Raw genomic sequence first — 18585 nt, 5'->3', positions numbered from 1 at the left:
GTATAGAAAAGGTTAAGAAACAGATGATATTATCTATTATTTCTCAAGGATTTGTCTGGGCTATTTTAGGTCTGGGAATCTTTATGACATTTAGGATTTTGAACTTTCCAGATATGACGACAGAAGGTTCCTTCCCTCTTGGGGGAGCTGTTGCTGTCACTTTGATAACCAAAGGTGTAAATCCCTTTTTAGCGACACTTGTTGCTGTAGGAGCAGGTTGTTTGGCTGGAATGGCAGCAGGACTTCTTTATACAAAAGGGAAGATTCCAACCTTGTTATCAGGGATTTTGGTGATGACTTCTTGTCACTCTATCATGCTCTTGATTATGGGACGTGCAAATTTAGGATTGCTTGGAACTAAGCAAATTCAGGATGTCTTGCCTTTTGATTCGGATTTGAATCAACTCTTGACAGGTCTTATCTTTGTGAGTATTGTTATTGCTCTCATGCTCTTTTTCTTGGACACTAAACTCGGACAAGCCTATATTGCTACAGGTGACAATCCTGATATGGCTAGAAGTTTCGGGATTCATACTGGACGCATGGAGCTCATGGGCTTGGTTTTATCAAATGGTGTGATTGCCCTTGCAGGTGCCCTCATTGCTCAGCAAGAAGGCTATGCTGATGTATCTCGAGGAATCGGGGTTATCGTTGTGGGGCTTGCAAGTTTGATTATTGGGGAAGTTATCTTCAAGAGTTTGAGCTTGGCAGAACGTCTGGTTACCATCGTTGTCGGTTCTATCGCCTATCAATTCTTAGTGTGGGCAGTTATTGCACTTGGCTTTAATACAAGTTACCTTCGTTTGTACAGCGCCGTGATTTTAGCAGTCTGCCTCATGATTCCAACATTTAAGCAAACAATCTTGAAAGGAGCCAAGTTAAGCAAATGACAGCAATTGTAGAATTAAAAAATGCAACCAAAGTCGTTAAAAATGGCTTTGATAAAGAAAAGATTATTTTAAATGATGTTTCCTTAGAAATTTTTGAACAGGACTTTATCACGATTTTAGGTGGAAATGGTGCTGGGAAATCAACCCTCTTTAACACTATTGCAGGAACTTTATCACTAACCAGTGGAACTATCCGTATTTTAGGTGAGGATGTTACCAAGTTTTCACCAGAGAAGCGCGCTAAGTATCTGTCTCGTGTCTTCCAAGATCCAAAGATGGGGACAGCTCCTCGTATGACAGTGGCAGAGAATCTCTTGATTGCCAAGTTTCGTGGTGAAAAGCGTGAACTATTTCCACGACGCTTGACTAGTTATAAGGATGAGTTTCAGACAACAATTGAAAAAGTAGGAAATGGTCTTGAGAAACACTTGAATACACCAATTGAGTTCTTATCAGGTGGTCAAAGACAGGCCTTGAGTCTCTTGATGGCAACCTTGAAGCGTCCTGAATTGCTCTTGTTAGACGAGCATACTGCAGCCCTTGATCCAAAGACCAGTGTTGCCCTCATGGAATTGACAGATGAATTTGTCAAGAAAGACCAGCTGACAGCTCTTATGATTACTCACCACATGGAAGATGCTCTTAAGTATGGCAATCGCTTAATTGTCATGAAAGAAGGACGAATTATCCAAGATTTGAACCAAGAAGAAAAAGCAAAAATGAAAATCTCTGATTATTATCAGCTCTTTGAATAAAGTAGGGAAAATGAGTGAAATGGTTTACTTTTTTTCTGAAATAAAGTATACTATATAAAGTAAACTATGATAACATGGAGGTATTGTGTATGGTTGACAAACAAGTCATTGAAGAAATCAAAAACAATGCCAACATTGTGGAAGTCATAGGAGATGTGATTTCTTTACAAAAGGCAGGACGGAACTATCTAGGGCTCTGTCCTTTTCATGGTGAAAAAACACCTTCTTTCAACGTTGTAGAGGACAAGCAGTTTTACCACTGTTTTGGTTGTGGCCGCTCGGGTGATGTCTTTAAATTCATCGAGGAGTACCAAGGGGTTCCCTTTATGGAGGCTGTCCAAATCTTAGGTCAGCGTGTGGGGATTGAGGTTGAAAAACCGCTTTATAGTGAACAGAAGCCAGTTTCTCCTCACCAAGCTCTTTATGATATGCACGAAGATGCGGCTAAATTTTATCATGCTATTCTCATGACAACGACTATGGGGGAAGAGGCCAGAAACTACCTTTATCAGCGTGGTTTGACAGATGAAGTGCTCAAGCATTTTCGGATTGGTTTAGCACCTCCAGAACGCAACTATCTCTATCAACGTTTGTCTGATCAGTATCGTGAAGAGGATTTCTTGGATTCGGGACTGTTTTATCTCTCGGATGCTAATCAATTTGTAGACACCTTTCACAATCGCATTATGTTTCCCCTGACCAATGATCAGGGAAGGGTCATTGCCTTCTCAGGTCGTATCTGGCAGAAAACGGATTCACAAACTTCTAAGTATAAAAATAGCCGATCGACTGCAATTTTTAACAAAAGTTACGAATTATATCATATGGATAGGGCAAAAAAATCTTCTGGAAAAGCCAGTGAGATTTACCTGATGGAAGGGTTCATGGATGTCATCGCAGCCTATCGGGCTGGAATCGAAAACGCTGTGGCGTCCATGGGAACGGCCTTGAGTCATGAGCATGTTGAGCATCTGAAAAGGTTAACCAAGAAGTTGGTTCTTGTTTATGATGGTGATAAGGCTGGGCAAGCTGCGACATTGAAAGCCTTGGATGAAATTGGCGATATGCCTGTGCAAATCGTTAGTATGCCTGATAACTTGGATCCAGATGAGTATCTACAAAAAAATGGACCAGAAGACTTGGCCTATCTATTAACAAAAACTCGTATTAGTCCGATTGAGTTTTACATTCACCAGTACAAACCTGAAAACAGTGAAAATCTGCAGGCTCAGATTGAGTTTATTGAAAAAATAGCTCCCTTGATTGTTCAAGAAAAGTCCATCACTGCTCAAAACAGCTATATTCATATTTTAGCAGACAGTCTGGCGTCCTTTGATTATGCCCAGATTGAGCAGATTGTTAATGAGAGTCGTCAGGCGCAAAGGCAGAATCGCATGGAAGGAATTTCCAGACCGACGCCAATCACCATGCCTGTCACCAAGCAGTTATCCGCTATTATGAGGGCAGAAGCCCATCTACTTTATCGGATGATGGAATCCCCTCTTGTTTTGAACGATTACCGCTTGCGAGAAGACTTTGCATTTGATACACCTGAATTTCAGGTCTTATATGACTTGCTTGGTCAGTATGGCAATCTTCCTCCAGAAGTTTTAGCAGAACAGACAGAGGAAGTTGAAAGAGCTTGGTACCAAGTCTTAGCTCAGGATTTGCCTGTTGAGATGTCACCGCAGGAACTTAGTGAAGTAGAGTTGACTCGAAACAAGGCTCTCTTGAATCAGGACAATATGAGAATCAAAAAGAAGGTGCAGGAAGCTAGCCATGTAGGAGATACCGACACAGCCCTAGAAGAATTGGAACGTTTAATTTCCCAAAAGAGAAGAATGGAGTAATAATGGCAACAAAACAAAAAGAAGTAACAACATTTGACGTACAAGTAGCAGAATTTATCCGTAATCATAAGCAAAAAGGGACAGCAACAGATGATGAAATCAATGCTAGTCTTGTCGTTCCTTTTACCTTGGACGCTGATGGGATTGAAGATCTCTTGCAACGGATTCAGGATGCAGGAATTTCGATCACAGATAACGAAGGAAATCCAAGTGCGCGTGTTCTTAACACTGAAGAAGAGCCAGAACTCAGTGATGAGGACTTGATTGGTTCAACTTCGGCTAAGGTCAATGACCCTGTCCGTATGTACTTGAAAGAAATCGGGGTTGTTCCTCTCTTGACCAATGAAGAGGAAAAAGAATTGGCACTAGCTGTTGAAGCTGGTGATATCGAAGCCAAACAACGTCTTGCTGAAGCCAACCTTCGTTTGGTTGTTTCTATTGCCAAACGCTATGTTGGACGCGGTATGCAGTTCCTTGACTTGATTCAAGAAGGAAATATGGGCTTGATGAAGGCGGTTGACAAGTTTGACTATTCTAAAGGGTTCAAGTTTTCAACTTACGCAACTTGGTGGATTCGTCAGGCTATCACTCGTGCTATTGCGGATCAAGCTCGTACTATTCGTATCCCAGTCCACATGGTTGAAACGATTAACAAGCTTGTTCGTGAACAGCGTAACCTTCTTCAAGAATTGGGGCAAGATCCAACACCAGAACAAATCGCTGAACGAATGGATATGACACCTGATAAGGTTCGTGAAATCTTGAAGATTGCCCAAGAACCGGTATCCCTTGAAACTCCAATCGGTGAAGAGGATGATAGCCACCTTGGGGACTTTATCGAAGATGAAGTGATTGAAAATCCAGTGGACTATACAACTCGTATCGTCTTGCGTGAGCAGTTGGATGAGGTCTTGGATACTCTTACAGACCGTGAAGAAAATGTTTTGCGTCTGCGTTTTGGGCTAGATGATGGTAAAATGCGTACCCTTGAAGATGTTGGTAAAGTCTTTAACGTGACTCGCGAGCGAATTCGTCAGATTGAAGCTAAGGCTTTGAGAAAACTACGCCAACCAAGTCGCAGCAAACCACTTCGTGATTTTATTGAAGACTAAGAGTGAGGATGAATATGGCTTATACAGAAGAGCAAATTGAAAACATCAAAACACGAATTTTATCAGCCTTGGAAGAAGTTATTGACCCTGAGTTGGGAATCGATATTGTCAATCTTGGTTTGATCTATGAGATTCGTTTTGACGGCGACACAGGACAAACAGAGATTGATATGACTTTGACAACCATGGGTTGTCCCCTGGCAGATCTTTTGACAGACCAGATTTATGATGCTATGACCGAGGTGCCAGAAGTAACTGACACTGAGGTCAAATTAGTTTGGTATCCAGCCTGGACTGTTGAAAAAATGAGTCGCTATGCACGCATTGCCCTAGGCATTAAGTAAACAAATAAAAGCATGTGAGAGATTATTGGAAAAGTGAGGAAATTTCCTCTTCTTTTCCTTTAGTCTCTCCTTTCTTTTGCTGATTTTATTCAAAGAAAATGATATAATAGTAGTTATGGAAAAAAAGAAATTACGCATCAATATGTTGAGTTCAAGTGAGAAAGTAGCAGGACAAGGAGTTTCAGGTGCCTACCGTGAATTAGTTCGTCTTCTTCACCGTGATGCCAAGGACCAATTGATTGTTACAGAAAATCTTCCAATCGAGGCAGATGTGACTCACTTTCATACAATTGATTTCCCCTATTATTTATCAACATTCCAAAAGAAACGCTCAGGGAGGAAAATTGGCTATGTACATTTCTTGCCTGATACACTTGAGGGGAGTTTGAAAATTCCATTTTTCTTAAAGGGAATTGTGAAACGCTATGTATTTTCTTTTTACAACCGGATGGAGCACTTGGTGGTGGTCAATCCTATGTTTATCGAGGATTTGGTGGCAGCTGGTATTCCACGTGAAAAAGTGACTTATATTCCTAACTTTGTAAACAAGGAAAAATGGCATCCTCTTCCACAGGAAGAGGTAGCGATACTGCGTACAGAGCTAGGTCTTAGTGACAATCAGTTTATCGTAGTAGGTGCTGGTCAAGTTCAGAAGCGCAAAGGGATTGACGATTTTATCCGTCTGGCTGAGGAATTGCCGCAAATTACCTTTATCTGGGCAGGTGGTTTCTCTTTTGGTGGTATGACAGATGGTTATGAACGTTACAAGAAAATCATGGAGAATCCCCCTAAAAATTTGATTTTTCCAGGAATTGTCTCACCAGAGCGGATGCGCGAATTATATGCCCTAGCGGATCTTTTCTTGCTTCCTAGTTACAATGAGCTCTTTCCGATGACGATTTTAGAGGCTGCTAGTTGTGAAGCTCCTATTATGTTGCGTGATTTAGATCTTTATAAGGTAATTTTAGAGGGAAATTATCGGGCGACAGCAGATAGAGAAGAGATGAAAGAAGCTATTCTGGAATATCAAGCAAATCCTGCTACCTTAAACGATCTTAAAGAAAAGGCTAAGAATATCTCTAGAGAGTATTCTGAAGAGCATCTGTTGCAAATCTGGTTGAACTTTTATGAGAAACAAGCCGCTTTAGGGAGAAAGTAAAAAGTGAGGTAATCTATGCGAATTGGTTTATTTACAGATACCTATTTTCCTCAGGTTTCAGGTGTTGCGACCAGTATTCGAACCTTGAAAACAGAACTTGAAAAACAGGGACATGCTGTTTTTATCTTTACGACGACAGATAAGGATGTCAATCGTTATGAAGATTGGCAAATTATCCGCATTCCAAGTGTTCCTTTCTTTGCTTTTAAAGATCGTCGCTTTGCCTATCGAGGTTTCAGCAAGGCGCTTGAAATTGCTAAACAATATCAACTGGATATTATCCACACTCAGACAGAATTTTCTCTTGGTTTGTTGGGGATTTGGATTGCGCGTGAATTGAAGATTCCAGTCATCCATACCTATCACACTCAGTACGAAGACTATGTGCATTATATTGCCAAGGGAATGTTGATTCGTCCTAGCATGGTCAAGTATCTGGTTAGAGGTTTTTTGCATGATGTGGATGGAGTCATTTGCCCGAGTGAGATTGTCCGAGACTTGCTATCGAACTATAAGGTTAAGGTTGAAAAACGGGTCATTCCTACTGGGATTGAATTAGCCAAGTTTGAGCGTCCAGAAATCAAGCAGGAAAATTTGAAAGAACTGCGTACTAAACTAGGGATTCAAGATGGTGAAAAGATGTTGCTGAGTCTTTCGAGAATTTCCTATGAAAAAAATATTCAAGCAGTACTAGCAGCCTTTGCAGAAGTTCTGAAAGAAGAAGACAAGGTCAAACTGGTAGTAGCTGGGGACGGGCCTTATTTAGATGACCTCAAAGGGCAAGCCCAGAAACTAGAGATTCAAGACTCGGTCATCTTTACAGGGATGATTGCTCCTAGTGAGACGGCTCTTTATTATAAGGCGGCGGATTTCTTCATCTCGGCATCGACAAGTGAAACCCAAGGCTTGACCTACTTGGAAAGCTTAGCCAGTGGGACGCCTGTCATTGCTCATGGAAATTCTTATCTGGACAATCTGATCAGTGACAAAATGTTTGGAACCTTGTATTACGGTGAACATGATTTGGCTGGAGCTATTTTAGAGGCCTTGATTGCAACGCCAGATATGAATGAGCATACCTTATTAGAGAAATTGTATGAGATTTCAGCTGAGAACTTTGGAAAACGAGTGCATGAGTTTTATCTGGATGCCATTATTTCAAATAACTTCCAGAAAGATTTGGCTAAAGATGATACGGTTAGTCAGCGTATCTTTAAGACAGTTTTGTATCTACCGCAAAAGGTGGTCGCTGTACCGGTAAAAGGCTCTAGACGCATGCTGAAGGCTTCAAAAACACAGTTAATCAGCATAAGAGATTATTGGAAAGACCATGAAGAATAGAAAGAGGAACAGCTATGAAAAAAACAATTAATGAGAAGTGGGCATGACAAAAAGATTGCGGGTGTTTGTGCCGGAGTGGCCCATTATCTTGATATGGATCCAACTATCGTTCGCGTAATATGGGGTGTTTTTGCTTGCTGTTACGGAGCGGGAATTGTAGCTTATATCATTTTATGGATTATCGCACCTGTAGCAACTGACTATTGAAAACTAGCTAAATTCATGCTAAGATAATAGAAAATAGAATGTAACGAAGGAGAAAAAAATGGCATTTGGAGATAATGGAAATCGTAAAAAAACTATGTTTGAGAAAATAACCTTGTTTATCGTGATTATCATGCTAGTAGCAAGTTTATTGGGAATTTTTGCAACTGCAATTGGTGCCCTCAGTAATCTATAAAATAGATTTAAGAAAATTTTGTGACTGGGATTTCCCAGCCATTTTTTAAAGTGAGAAGAAAAAATGAGTATGTTTTTAGATACAGCCAAGATCAAGGTCAAGGCTGGTAATGGTGGCGATGGCATGGTTGCCTTTCGCCGTGAAAAATATGTCCCTAATGGTGGACCTTGGGGTGGTGACGGTGGTCGTGGAGGCAATGTGGTCTTCGTTGTAGACGAAGGACTACGGACTTTGATGGATTTTCGCTACAATCGCCATTTCAAGGCTGATTCTGGTGAAAAAGGGATGACCAAAGGGATGCATGGTCGTGGTGCTGAGGACCTTAGAGTTCGTGTACCACAAGGTACGACCGTTCGTGATGCAGAGACTGGCAAGGTCTTGACAGATTTGATTGAACATGGTCAAGAATTTATCGTTGCCCACGGTGGTCGTGGTGGTCGTGGAAATATCCGCTTTGCGACACCAAAAAATCCTGCACCGGAAATCTCTGAAAATGGAGAACCAGGTCAGGAGCGTGAATTACAATTAGAACTAAAAATTTTGGCAGACGTAGGTTTGGTAGGATTCCCATCAGTAGGAAAATCAACACTTTTAAGTGTTATTACCTCAGCTAAACCTAAAATTGGTGCCTACCACTTTACGACCATTGTGCCAAATCTAGGTATGGTTCGCACCCAATCAGGTGAATCCTTTGCAGTAGCTGATTTACCAGGTTTGATTGAAGGGGCTAGTCAAGGTGTTGGTTTGGGAACTCAGTTCCTCCGTCACATTGAGCGTACCCGTGTCATCCTTCACATCATTGATATGTCAGCTAGCGAAGGCCGTGATCCTTATGAGGACTACCTAGCAATCAATAAAGAGTTGGAGTCATACAATCTTCGCCTCATGGAGCGTCCGCAGATTATTGTAGCCAATAAGATGGATATGCCTGAGAGTCAGGAAAATCTTGAAGAATTCAAGAAAAAATTGGCTGAAAACTACGATGAATTTGAAGAGTTACCAGCTATCTTCCCGATTTCTGGATTGACCAATCAAGGTTTGGCAACGCTCTTGGATGCGACAGCTGAATTGTTAGACAAGACACCAGAATTCTTGCTCTACGACGAGTCAGATATGGAAGAAGAAGCATACTACGGCTTTGACGAGGAAGAAAAAGCCTTTGAAATTAGTCGTGATGACGATGCAACATGGGTGCTTTCTGGTGAAAAACTGATGAAACTCTTTAATATGACCAACTTTGATCGTGACGAATCAGTCATGAAATTTGCTCGCCAGCTTCGTGGTATGGGGGTTGATGAAGCCCTTCGTGCGCGTGGTGCTAAAGATGGTGACTTGGTCCGAATTGGTAAATTTGAGTTTGAATTTGTAGACTAGGAGACTGGTATGGGAGATAAACCGATATCTTTCCGAGATGCGGATGGAAATTTCGTTTCCGCTGCAGATGTTTGGAATGAAAAGAAATTGGAAGAACTATTTAATCGTCTCAATCCAAATCGTGCCTTGAGATTGGCACGAACTAAAAAGGAAAATCCATCTCAGTAAAGAAGATAAAAAAATTCCGTGCCTCATCAGACACGGGATTTTGTGGTACGACGGGATGTATAGCAAACTGAATCTGGAATAGCACAGCATATCTTCTAAAATATTGTTATCAATTGATTTGAATTTCAAAATTAAATTGTTTAATTCTTATTTCACTTTGTTATAGTATATCTGATGTCAAAGTTATCGGCGAGTCAAATAGCGATTCCCAAGCCTGACTATCGTGAGGTAGCGGATTAAAACGGTCTGGGGATAGACCGTTTTAAGTCTGACGCTGGAAATAAGAATCGTCAGAGGAAGGGATAGCGAAATCGTGGCTCTACGAACAGGAACGTGATAGTAAGGCGTATATAGTGGATAAGGGAGCTCAAAACTCTAAATTCCAAAAAGGTAGTCGTAACCTATATACATAAAGCACGAGAGTAATTGAATTTGGACTAAGGTTTTCTATTTTCACTGTAACCTTTTAACGTCCTCATATCTTGTATAAACGAGGATAGATGTACGACTTATCCCGTGAGGTCTATCACTATAAAGAGAAAACGACAGATAGAAGTGATCCTGAGTCACGGTTATCTTTAAAATAAATTGTCTGATAGGATGCTAGCCTGAAAACGTCTTGTTCATGAAATATAGGACGGTATGTATAAAACGCTTCTGTGAACTGAGAGAAGGGGGAGAAGTTCTTGCTAAAATTTAGTTGAACAGCCGTATTCCGATACTTAGATAAGGGAGCTAGTCTTAGCTCCTACTTGGTTTCAGGGGACAAAAAAGGGGCAATAGCGATTCGAGAAAGATTATACTCTTCGAAAATCTCTTCAAACCACGTCAGCGTCGCCTTATCGTATATATGTGACTGACTTNNTTTGAGCAGCCTGCGGCTAGTTTGCTCTTTAATTTTCATTGAGTATCAGTGACTAACTCATCAACTCTGATTGGTAAATTCCCAAACTAAGTTCCACTGCTAATCCAAGTGGAAGTTAGTGTGAGACGTTTGAATGGGGTTAAAGATTAGTTTTTAGATTTTATGTTGGAGTAATTTAGACGACTGGCAGACGTCTTCTGCAGGTATTTTAGAAATGCCGAGAAGTTTAGGAATTTCTTCTCCATAGGTAAAGGCAAAGAGTTCATAGGCTGACTTTCCATTCAAAGCAGCGCGTTTGACGCTGTTGACATGAGAGCAGACGAGATTGATATCCTCTTGAGTTAAGTTGTCAAAGGAAGTTCCCTTAGGTAGAATGTCTCGAATCAGCGTGTGATTTTTCTCAATTCTCCCTTTCTGGTCAGAGCGATTAGGGTCACAAAAGAAGAGTTTACTCTCTCCTCGCACATCCATTTCGATATCATCAACCCTGGCAAACTCTCCGCCATTATCTGTCAGAATGACAGGGAAGAGTTGGAAGAAATCTTTGTCGGCTTGATGAAGAGTGTTCTTGATGTCATAGAGGTGTTTGGTAACCTCAAGGGCAGTTTTATTATCCAGAAGTCTAGCGAAGATGAAGTTACAGAAAGATAGATTGAAGGTGAGTAGGACTTTACCTCCCATCCTGCCCATAACGGTGTCCATTTCCAGCCAAGAGTCTAGTTGATTAAGGGATAAATAGTTTTGGAAATCCTCATAGGAACGGCCTTTTTTCGCTTCTTTAGGGATGGAAGGTAGCTTACTTTTTCTTCTTTCTTTGAATTTAACGGCTCTAGCAAGATCAATCGGAGCGATAGACAGGTAACCTTTTCGGATGTGTCGATAGACAGTTGAGGAGCTAACATCCAGGTTATGAGTTTTGAGGATATGATAGATGTGTTGTCCCTTTTTACCCCCATCAGAAATGACTTTGTCCATGTCCCAGAAGGTCTTGGAATTGAGGGGAGTTCCTTCACGAGCTTCAACAAGAGTTTGTTCGTACTGCTTTTGAGCTTGTTTAGCGAGATAGAAGACTTTCTGATAGCCACAGTTTTGTCTTCTTTTAGGGCATCCGTTACAGACAAAGGGAGCTTTGTCGAGCAGAGGGCAAGGGAGGTTATCATAAGTAGACTCTCGGACTTGTCTGTTTCGTTTGACTTCTTTAGAAACAGTAGTAGGGTCTTTTAGAATAAGTTGCCCGATAGCTTTGAAGGTTTCACCGCGCTCTAAGCCCAATTGGATATCATTGCGGTCTGAAAGGGTAAGGTGTTTATGTTTTGTCATAGTAGACCTCATTTCTAACTCAAACGTCTCACACTTAATTCCACCATAAAAATCCGTTTGAGACTAATTTCCACTTCGGTTAGGTAAGTGGAAGTTACTTTGAGAAGTTACCGTCAACTTTGATTTATCCAATAAAATTGAAAAGAATGGAAAAAAGGTTGCATTTATGATATAATTTATTTTAAAGACCTTATTAGAAATCTTGAAAGAGTATTAAAAACTTAGAATGAGAAAAATTGTTATCAATGGTGGATTACCACTGCAAGGTGAAATCACTATTAGTGGTGCTAAAAATAGTGTTGTGGCCTTAATTCCGGCTATTATCTTGGCTGATGATGTGGTGACTTTGGATTGCGTTCCAGATATTTCGGATGTAGCAAGTCTTGTCGAAATTATGGAATTGATGGGAGCTACTGTTAATCGTTATGACGATGTATTGGAGATTGATCCAAGAGGTGTTCAAAATATTCCAATGCCTTATGGGAAAATTAACAGTCTTCGTGCATCTTACTATTTTTATGGGAGCCTCTTAGGCCGTTTTGGTGAAGCGACAGTTGGTTTACCGGGAGGATGTGATCTTGGTCCTCGTCCGATTGACTTACACCTTAAGGCTTTTGAAGCTATGGGTGCCACTGTTAGCTACGAGGGAGATGACATGAAGTTATCTGCTAAAGATACAGGACTTCATGGTGCAAGTATTTATATGGATACGGTTAGTGTAGGGGCAACGATCAATACCATGATTGCTGCGGTTAAGGCGAATGGTCGTACTATTATTGAAAATGCAGCCCGTGAGCCTGAGATTATTGATGTAGCTACCCTCTTGAATAATATGGGTGCCCATATCCGTGGGGCAGGAACCAATATCATCATTATTGATGGTGTCGAAAGATTACATGGGACACGTCATCAGGTTATTCCAGACCGCATTGAAGCTGGAACATATATATCTTTAGCTGCTGCAGTCGGCAAGGGGATTCGTATAAATAATGTTCTTTACGAACACCTAGAAGGATTTATTGCTAAGCTGGAAGAAATGGGAGTGAGAATGACTGTATCTGAAGACAGCATTTTTGTCGAAGAGCAGTCTAATTTGAAGGCAATCAATATTAAGACAGCTCCTTACCCAGGCTTTGCAACTGATTTGCAACAACCGATTACCCCACTTTTACTAAGAGCGAATGGTCGTGGTACAATTGTTGATACGATTTACGAAAAACGTGTAAATCATGTTTTTGAACTAGCAAAGATGGATGCGGACATTTCGACAACAAATGGTCATATTTTGTACACAGGTGGACGTAATTTGCGTGGGGCAAGTGTTAAAGCGACTGACCTACGAGCTGGGGCTGCACTAGTCATTGCTGGGCTTATGGCTGAAGGTAAAACTGAAATTACCAATATCGAGTTTATCTTACGTGGTTATTCTGATATTATCGAAAAATTACGTAATCTAGGAGCGGATATTACACTTGTTGAGGATTAAACCGTAGAGGTGTTTATGAATATTTGGACCAAATTAGCAATGTTTTCTTTTTTTGAAACGGATCGCTTGTATTTGCGTCCTTTCTTTTTTAGTGATAGTCAAGACTTCCATGAGATAGCTTCAAATCCAGACAATCTTCAATTTATTTTCCCGACTCAGGCAAGTCTGGAAGAGAGCCAATATGCGTTGGCCAATTACTTTATGAAGTCCCCTTTGGGAGTATGGGCTATTTGTGACAAGAAAACTGAAAAAATGATTGGTTCTGTTAAGTTTGAAAAGTTAGATGAAATTAAAAAAGAAGCTGAACTTGGCTATTTTTTGAGAAAAGATGCTTGGTCGCAAGGATTTATGACAGAGGTTGTTAGAAAAATTTGTCAACTTTCTTTTGAAGAAGTTGGCTTAAAACAATTATCCATCATTACCCACCTTGAAAATGAAGCTAGTCAACGGGTTGCCCTTAAGTCTGGATTTCGATTGATTCGTCAGTTTAAAGGAAGTGATCGCTATACAAGGAAAATGCGGGATTATCTTGAATTTCGGTATGTAAAAGGAGAATTCAATGAGTAAGCATCAGGAAATTCTAAGCTATTTGGAGGAATTACCAGTAGGTAAAAGGGTCAGTGTTCGTAGCATTTCCAACCATCTGGGAGTCAGTGATGGAACGGCTTATCGCGCTATCAAGGAAGCTGAAAACCGTGGAATTGTGGAGACCCGTCCTAGAAGTGGAACAATTCGTGTTAAATCCCAGAAAGTTGCTATCGAAAGATTAACTTTTGCTGAAATTGCTGAAGTGACCTCTTCTGAGGTTCTGGCTGGACAAGAAGGTTTAGAGAGAGAATTTAGTAAGTTTTCAATCGGTGCCATGACTGAGCAAAATATCTTATCTTACCTTCATGATGGGGGGCTCTTGATTGTCGGAGACCGTACCCGTATCCAACTGTTAGCACTTGAAAATGAAAATGCCGTTTTGGTTACAGGGGGATTTCAGATTCATGATGATGTTCTTAAACTGGCCAATCAAAAAGGAATTCCTGTTCTGAGAAGCAAGCATGACACTTTCACTGTCGCGACCATGATCAATAAAGCCTTGTCAAATGTCCAAATCAAGACTGATATTTTGACAGTTGAGAAGCTTTATCGTCCAAGTCATGAATATGGTTTTCTGAGAGAGACAGACACTGTTAAAGATTATTTGGACTTGGTACGCAAGAATCGTAGCAGTCGTTTCCCTGTTATCAATCAACATCAAGTGGTTGTTGGGCTTGTTACTATGCGTGACGCAGGAGACAAGTCTCCCAGCACGACGATTGACAAGGTGATGACGCGCAGTATCTTCGTAACAGGGTTAGCGACCAATATTGCCAATGTGAGTCAACGAATGATAGCAGAAGACTTTGAAATGGTACCAGTTGTTCGAAGCAATCAAACCTTGCTTGGGGTTGTAACCAGACGAGATGTCATGGAGAAGATGAGTCGTTCCCAAGTTTCTGCTCTACCTACTTTTTCTGAGCAGATTGGTCAAAAACTTTCTTATCACCATGATGAAGTAGTGATTACAGTGGAACCCTTTATGCTAGAGAAAAATGGTGTTTTGGCTAATGGTGTATTGGCAGAAATTTTGACCCATATGACTCAAGATTTAGTTGTGAATAGTGGTCGCAATCTCATTATCGAGCAGATGCTGATCTACTTTTTGCAGGCTGTTCAGATAGATGATATACTGCGCATTCAAGCACGGATTATTCATCATACGAGACGATCAGCTATTATTGACTACGATATTTATCATGGTCACCAGATTGTTTCAAAAGCAAATGTAACCGTTAAAATTAATTAGAAACTAGGAGAAAAAATGATAACATTAAAATCAGCTCGTGAAATCGAAGCTATGGATAAGGCCGGTGATTTTCTAGCAAGTATTCATATCGGCTTACGTGATTTGATTAAGCCTGGCGTAGATATGTGGGAAGTTGAAGAGTATGTCCGCCGTCGTTGTAAGGAAGAAAATTTCCTTCCGCTTCAGATTGGGGTTGATGGTGCAATGATGGACTATCCTTATGCTACCTGCTGCTCTCTTAATGATGAAGTGGCTCACGCTTTCCCTCGTCACTATATCTTGAAAGATGGTGATTTGCTCAAAGTTGATATGGTTTTGGGAGGTCCTATTGCTAAATCTGACCTGAATGTCTCAAAATTAAACTTCAACAATGTTGAGCAAATGAAGAAATACACTCAGAGCTATTCTGGTGGTCTTGCAGACTCATGTTGGGCTTATGCTGTAGGTACACCGTCCGAAGAAGTGAAAAACTTGATGGATGTAACCAAAGAAGCTATGTACAAGGGTATTGAGCAAGCTGTTGTTGGAAATCGTATTGGTGATATTGGAGCAGCTATTCAAGAATATGCTGAAAGTCGTGGATACGGTGTAGTGCGTGATTTGGTTGGTCATGGTGTTGGCCCAACCATGCATGAAGAACCAATGGTTCCGAACTATGGTATTGCAGGTCGAGGACTCCGTCTTCGTGAAGGAATGGTCTTGACTATTGAACCAATGATCAATACAGGTGACTGGGAAATTGATACAGATATGAAGACTGGTTGGGCCCATAAGACCATTGACGGTGGATTGTCATGTCAGTATGAACACCAATTTGTCATTACGAAAGATGGACCTGTTATTTTGACTAGTCAAGGTGAAGAAGGGACTTATTAATAAAAAGTGAAAAGACTACTGGAAGTTTATTTTGATAAAAAATCTAGTAGATCTTTTTATAATAAAACGCATTGTATCAAGCTTTAAGTACCTGGTATAATGCGTTTTTCTGATTTTAAGATTTTTTTCAACTCTGTTTGTAACCACATCATAACAGAGGATCTAGGATTCAGGGCTTTCCTCCTATATACTATTAGTAAAGCAAAACTAGGGGAGAATATTTTAGTGTCGCAATCTATTGTTCGTGTAGAGGTTTTACGATATCGTTGTTTTGGTTTTAAAAAGATAAATGGAATTCTGTTTAACGTTCGTATTGCCAATCTTAAATTTACTTTTTTATATTGAGGTATTGAGCTAGTTTATGAAAAAATTGAGTGAAAGAGTCGAGTGTTTTAGAAACCCACAGTGTAGTATTCTAGTTTCAATCCACTATATTTTGCTACTCCCCGTAAAGTTTCTATTTTCCCTGAATTCTGATATAATAGAAATATTGACTTCAAGAGTAAGGAAGAGAAGATGAACGCATTATTAAATGGAATGAATGACCGTCAGGCTGAGGCGGTACAAACGACAGAAGGTCCCTTGTTGATCATGGCGGGGGCTGGTTCTGGAAAGACTCGAGTTTTGACCCACCGCATTGCTTATCTGATTGATGAAAAGCTGGTCAATCCTTGGAATATCTTGGCCATTACCTTTACTAATAAGGCTGCGCGTGAGATGAAAGAGCGTGCTTATAACCTCAATCCAGCCACTCAGGACTGTCTGATTGCGACTTTTCACTCCATGTGTGTTCGTATTCTGCGTCGTGATGCGGATCATATTGGCTACAACCGTAATTTTACTATTGTGGATCCTGGTGAACAGCGAACTCTTATGAAACGCATTCTTAAGCAGTTAAACTTGGATCCGAAAAAATGGAATGAACGGAGCATCTTGGGGACTATTTCCAATGCCAAGAATGACTTGATTGATGATGTGGCTTATGCTGCCCAAGCTGGCGATATGTACACGCAAATTGTGGCCCAGTGTTATACAGCCTATCAGAAAGAACTGCGTCAGTCGGAGTCGGTTGACTTTGATGATTTGATTATGCTGACCCTGCGTCTCTTTGATCAAAATCCTGATGTTTTGACTTATTATCAACAGAAATTCCAATACATCCACGTTGATGAGTACCAAGATACCAACCATGCTCAGTACCAATTGGTCAAACTCTTGGCTTCCCGTTTTAAAAATATCTGTGTTGTTGGAGATGCGGACCAGTCTATCTACGGTTGGCGTGGTGCTGATATGCAGAATATCTTGGACTTCGAGAAAGATTATCCTCAAGCCAAGGTTGTTTTGTTGGAGGAGAATTACCGTTCAACCAAAACTATTCTCCAAGCGGCCAATGAGGTTATTCAAAACAATAAAAACCGCCGTCCTAAGAATCTCTGGACCCAAAACGCTGATGGGGAACAAATCGTTTACTATCGTGCCGATGATGAGCTAGATGAGGCTGTATTTGTAGCCAGAACCATCGATGAACTTAGTCGCAGTCAAAACTTTCTTCACAAGGATTTTGCAGTTCTCTATCGTACAAATGCGCAGTCTCGTACCATTGAAGAAGCCCTGCTCAAGTCAAATATCCCTTATACAATGGTCGGAGGGACCAAGTTCTACAGCCGTAAGGAAATTCGTGATATTATTGCCTACCTCAACCTTATTGCTAATTTGAGTGATAATATTAGTTTTGAACGTATTATTAACGAGCCTAAACGTGGAATTGGCCCAGGTACTGTTGAGAAAATCCGTGATTTTGCGAATATGCAAGACATGTCTATGTTAGATGCTTCAGCTAATATCATGTTATCTGGTATCAAGGGTAAGGTATCTCAGTCTATCTGGGATTTTGCCAATATGATTCTAGATTTACGAGAGCAGCTAGATCACTTAACTATTACAGAGTTGGTTGAGGCTGTTCTAGAAAAAACAGGATACGTCGATATTCTTAATGCCCAAGCAACTCTAGAAAGCAAGGCTCGGGTTGAAAATATCGAAGAGTTCCTTTCTGTGACAAAAAACTTTGATGACACCTCTGATGTGGCAGAAGAAGAAACTGGTCTGGACAAACTGAGTCGTTTCTTAAATGACTTGGCCTTGATTGCCGACACAGATTCAGGTAGTCAGGAGACATCAGAAGTGACCTTGATGACCCTGCATGCTGCCAAAGGTCTAGAGTTTCCAGTTGTATTTTTGATTGGGATGGAAGAAAATGTCTTCCCGCTTAGCCGTGCAGCTGAAGATCAAGATGAACTAGAAGAAGAGCGCCGTCTAGCCTATGTAGGAATTACGCGTGCAGAGAAAATTCTCTATCTGACCAATGCCAACTCGCGCCTGCTTTTCGGTCGTACCAACTACAACCGTCCGACTCGTTTTATTAATGAAATTAGTTCAGACTTGCTTGAGTATCAAGGATTGGCCCGTCCAGCCAATGCAAGCTTTAAGGCATCATATAGCAGTGGTGGTCTTGCCTTCGGTCAAGGTATGAGTCTGGCTCAAGCTCTTCAAGACCGTAAACGTAGTGCCGCCCCAAGAACTATCCAATCAAGCGGTCTCCCATTTGGTCAATTTACAGCTGGCGCAAAATCAGCGTCTAGTGAGACAAATTGGTCCATTGGTGATATTGCCCTCCACAAGAAGTGGGGAGAGGGAACCGTTCTGGAAGTTTCAGGTAGTGGTGCTACGCAGGAATTGAAAATCAATTTCCCAGAAGTAGGTTTGAAAAAACTTTTAGCCAGTGTGGCTCCAATTGAGAAAAAAATCTAA

The 18585-nt window shown here is 40.8% G+C and carries 17 protein-coding genes; 16 read left to right on the top strand and 1 reads right to left on the bottom strand.

What is annotated here, in order from left to right; genetic code table 11:
• Positions 1 to 23: 23 nt before the first annotated feature.
• From HT698_RS00640 to HT698_RS00590, 11 genes are all read left to right on the top strand, one after another.
• On the top strand, positions 24 to 890 hold the full coding sequence (locus HT698_RS00640) for an ABC transporter permease (RefSeq protein WP_045612545.1): 867 nt from the start codon (positions 24 to 26) through the stop codon (positions 888 to 890).
• Positions 887 to 1645, top strand: a complete 759-nt coding sequence (locus HT698_RS00635; protein ID WP_173218377.1) for an ABC transporter ATP-binding protein — start codon at positions 887 to 889, stop codon at positions 1643 to 1645. The genes HT698_RS00640 and HT698_RS00635 overlap by 4 nt, the downstream gene beginning before the upstream one ends.
• An 89-nt stretch (positions 1646 to 1734) precedes the next feature.
• Positions 1735 to 3495 (top strand): DNA primase, encoded by a 1761-nt coding sequence (gene dnaG / locus HT698_RS00630; RefSeq protein ID WP_173218379.1) that lies wholly within the window; start codon positions 1735 to 1737, stop codon positions 3493 to 3495.
• Positions 3496 to 3497: 2 nt separating this feature from the next.
• Entirely contained in the window at positions 3498 to 4607 is a 1110-nt protein-coding gene (rpoD, locus tag HT698_RS00625; RefSeq protein ID WP_173218381.1) for an RNA polymerase sigma factor RpoD, read from the top strand.
• 14 nt (positions 4608 to 4621) lie between these two features.
• The gene (locus HT698_RS00620; RefSeq protein ID WP_000331925.1) at positions 4622 to 4951 is read left to right on the top strand and encodes a metal-sulfur cluster assembly factor; all 330 of its coding nucleotides are present in this window, start codon (positions 4622 to 4624) and stop codon (positions 4949 to 4951) included.
• 115 nt (positions 4952 to 5066) lie between these two features.
• The gene (gene cpoA, locus HT698_RS00615; RefSeq protein WP_173218383.1) at positions 5067 to 6110 is read left to right on the top strand and encodes an alpha-galactosylglucosyldiacylglycerol synthase; all 1044 of its coding nucleotides are present in this window, start codon (positions 5067 to 5069) and stop codon (positions 6108 to 6110) included.
• A gap of 15 nt (positions 6111 to 6125) precedes the next feature.
• Positions 6126 to 7451 carry a glycosyltransferase family 4 protein gene (locus HT698_RS00610; protein WP_173218385.1) on the top strand — a complete coding sequence of 442 codons (1326 nt, stop codon included), beginning with the start codon at positions 6126 to 6128 and terminating at the stop codon, positions 7449 to 7451.
• Positions 7452 to 7481: 30 nt separating this feature from the next.
• Positions 7482 to 7658, top strand: a complete 177-nt coding sequence (locus HT698_RS00605; protein WP_173218387.1) for a PspC domain-containing protein — start codon at positions 7482 to 7484, stop codon at positions 7656 to 7658.
• A gap of 58 nt (positions 7659 to 7716) precedes the next feature.
• The gene (locus tag HT698_RS00600; protein WP_000863859.1) at positions 7717 to 7851 is read left to right on the top strand and encodes a DUF4044 domain-containing protein; all 135 of its coding nucleotides are present in this window, start codon (positions 7717 to 7719) and stop codon (positions 7849 to 7851) included.
• 63 nt (positions 7852 to 7914) lie between these two features.
• A complete protein-coding gene (gene obgE, locus HT698_RS00595; protein WP_173218389.1) occupies positions 7915 to 9225 on the top strand; it encodes a GTPase ObgE in 1311 nt (436 codons plus the stop codon).
• A gap of 9 nt (positions 9226 to 9234) precedes the next feature.
• Positions 9235 to 9393: a hypothetical protein gene (locus HT698_RS00590; RefSeq protein WP_001808548.1), complete on the top strand. Its 159-nt coding sequence runs from the start codon at positions 9235 to 9237 to the stop codon at positions 9391 to 9393.
• A 1018-nt stretch (positions 9394 to 10411) separates the two neighbouring features.
• Here the strand turns inward: HT698_RS00590 and HT698_RS00585 are convergent.
• Positions 10412 to 11578 (bottom strand): IS30 family transposase, encoded by a 1167-nt coding sequence (locus HT698_RS00585; protein ID WP_173218391.1) that lies wholly within the window; start codon positions 11576 to 11578, stop codon positions 10412 to 10414.
• 226 nt (positions 11579 to 11804) lie between these two features.
• On the opposite strand from HT698_RS00585, the gene HT698_RS00580 reads away from it, so the two are divergent.
• The 5 genes from HT698_RS00580 to pcrA all read left to right on the top strand — a co-directional run bounded on the left by HT698_RS00580 (position 11805) and on the right by pcrA (position 18585).
• On the top strand, positions 11805 to 13064 hold the full coding sequence (locus HT698_RS00580; protein ID WP_173218393.1) for a UDP-N-acetylglucosamine 1-carboxyvinyltransferase: 1260 nt from the start codon (positions 11805 to 11807) through the stop codon (positions 13062 to 13064).
• Positions 13065 to 13079: 15 nt separating this feature from the next.
• Entirely contained in the window at positions 13080 to 13631 is a 552-nt protein-coding gene (locus HT698_RS00575; RefSeq protein ID WP_173218395.1) for a GNAT family N-acetyltransferase, read from the top strand.
• Entirely contained in the window at positions 13624 to 14901 is a 1278-nt protein-coding gene (spxR, locus tag HT698_RS00570) for a CBS-HotDog domain-containing transcription factor SpxR (protein WP_173218397.1), read from the top strand. Before HT698_RS00575 ends, spxR begins: the two co-directional genes overlap by 8 nt.
• 15 nt (positions 14902 to 14916) lie before the next feature.
• On the top strand, positions 14917 to 15777 hold the full coding sequence (locus tag HT698_RS00565) for a methionyl aminopeptidase (protein WP_000631543.1): 861 nt from the start codon (positions 14917 to 14919) through the stop codon (positions 15775 to 15777).
• 516 nt (positions 15778 to 16293) lie between these two features.
• The gene (pcrA, locus tag HT698_RS00560) at positions 16294 to 18585 is read left to right on the top strand and encodes a DNA helicase PcrA (protein WP_173218399.1); all 2292 of its coding nucleotides are present in this window, start codon (positions 16294 to 16296) and stop codon (positions 18583 to 18585) included.

This window comes from Streptococcus sp. 3109 (assembly GCF_013276905.1).
Classification (GTDB): Bacteria; Bacillota; Bacilli; order Lactobacillales; family Streptococcaceae; genus Streptococcus.
Note: the sequence above shows the minus strand (reverse complement) of the source record. Positions and strands in the feature narration are given on the sequence as shown.

What these genes read in the sequence shown, in the direction of transcription:
- HT698_RS00640 (WP_045612545.1), top strand. Translation starts at nt 24, where the DNA reads ATGATATTATCTATTATTTCTCAAGGATTTGTCTGGGCTATTTTAGGT.
- HT698_RS00635 (WP_173218377.1), top strand. Translation starts at nt 887, where the DNA reads ATGACAGCAATTGTAGAATTAAAAAATGCAACCAAAGTCGTTAAAAAT.
- dnaG (WP_173218379.1), top strand. Translation starts at nt 1,735, where the DNA reads ATGGTTGACAAACAAGTCATTGAAGAAATCAAAAACAATGCCAACATT.
- rpoD (WP_173218381.1), top strand. Translation starts at nt 3,498, where the DNA reads ATGGCAACAAAACAAAAAGAAGTAACAACATTTGACGTACAAGTAGCA.
- HT698_RS00620 (WP_000331925.1), top strand. Translation starts at nt 4,622, where the DNA reads ATGGCTTATACAGAAGAGCAAATTGAAAACATCAAAACACGAATTTTA.
- cpoA (WP_173218383.1), top strand. Translation starts at nt 5,067, where the DNA reads ATGGAAAAAAAGAAATTACGCATCAATATGTTGAGTTCAAGTGAGAAA.
- HT698_RS00610 (WP_173218385.1), top strand. Translation starts at nt 6,126, where the DNA reads ATGCGAATTGGTTTATTTACAGATACCTATTTTCCTCAGGTTTCAGGT.
- HT698_RS00605 (WP_173218387.1), top strand. Translation starts at nt 7,482, where the DNA reads ATGAGAAGTGGGCATGACAAAAAGATTGCGGGTGTTTGTGCCGGAGTG.
- HT698_RS00600 (WP_000863859.1), top strand. Translation starts at nt 7,717, where the DNA reads ATGGCATTTGGAGATAATGGAAATCGTAAAAAAACTATGTTTGAGAAA.
- obgE (WP_173218389.1), top strand. Translation starts at nt 7,915, where the DNA reads ATGAGTATGTTTTTAGATACAGCCAAGATCAAGGTCAAGGCTGGTAAT.
- HT698_RS00590 (WP_001808548.1), top strand. Translation starts at nt 9,235, where the DNA reads ATGGGAGATAAACCGATATCTTTCCGAGATGCGGATGGAAATTTCGTT.
- HT698_RS00585 (WP_173218391.1), bottom strand. Translation starts at nt 11,578, where the DNA reads ATGACAAAACATAAACACCTTACCCTTTCAGACCGCAATGATATCCAA.
- HT698_RS00580 (WP_173218393.1), top strand. Translation starts at nt 11,805, where the DNA reads ATGAGAAAAATTGTTATCAATGGTGGATTACCACTGCAAGGTGAAATC.
- HT698_RS00575 (WP_173218395.1), top strand. Translation starts at nt 13,080, where the DNA reads ATGAATATTTGGACCAAATTAGCAATGTTTTCTTTTTTTGAAACGGAT.
- spxR (WP_173218397.1), top strand. Translation starts at nt 13,624, where the DNA reads ATGAGTAAGCATCAGGAAATTCTAAGCTATTTGGAGGAATTACCAGTA.
- HT698_RS00565 (WP_000631543.1), top strand. Translation starts at nt 14,917, where the DNA reads ATGATAACATTAAAATCAGCTCGTGAAATCGAAGCTATGGATAAGGCC.
- pcrA (WP_173218399.1), top strand. Translation starts at nt 16,294, where the DNA reads ATGAACGCATTATTAAATGGAATGAATGACCGTCAGGCTGAGGCGGTA.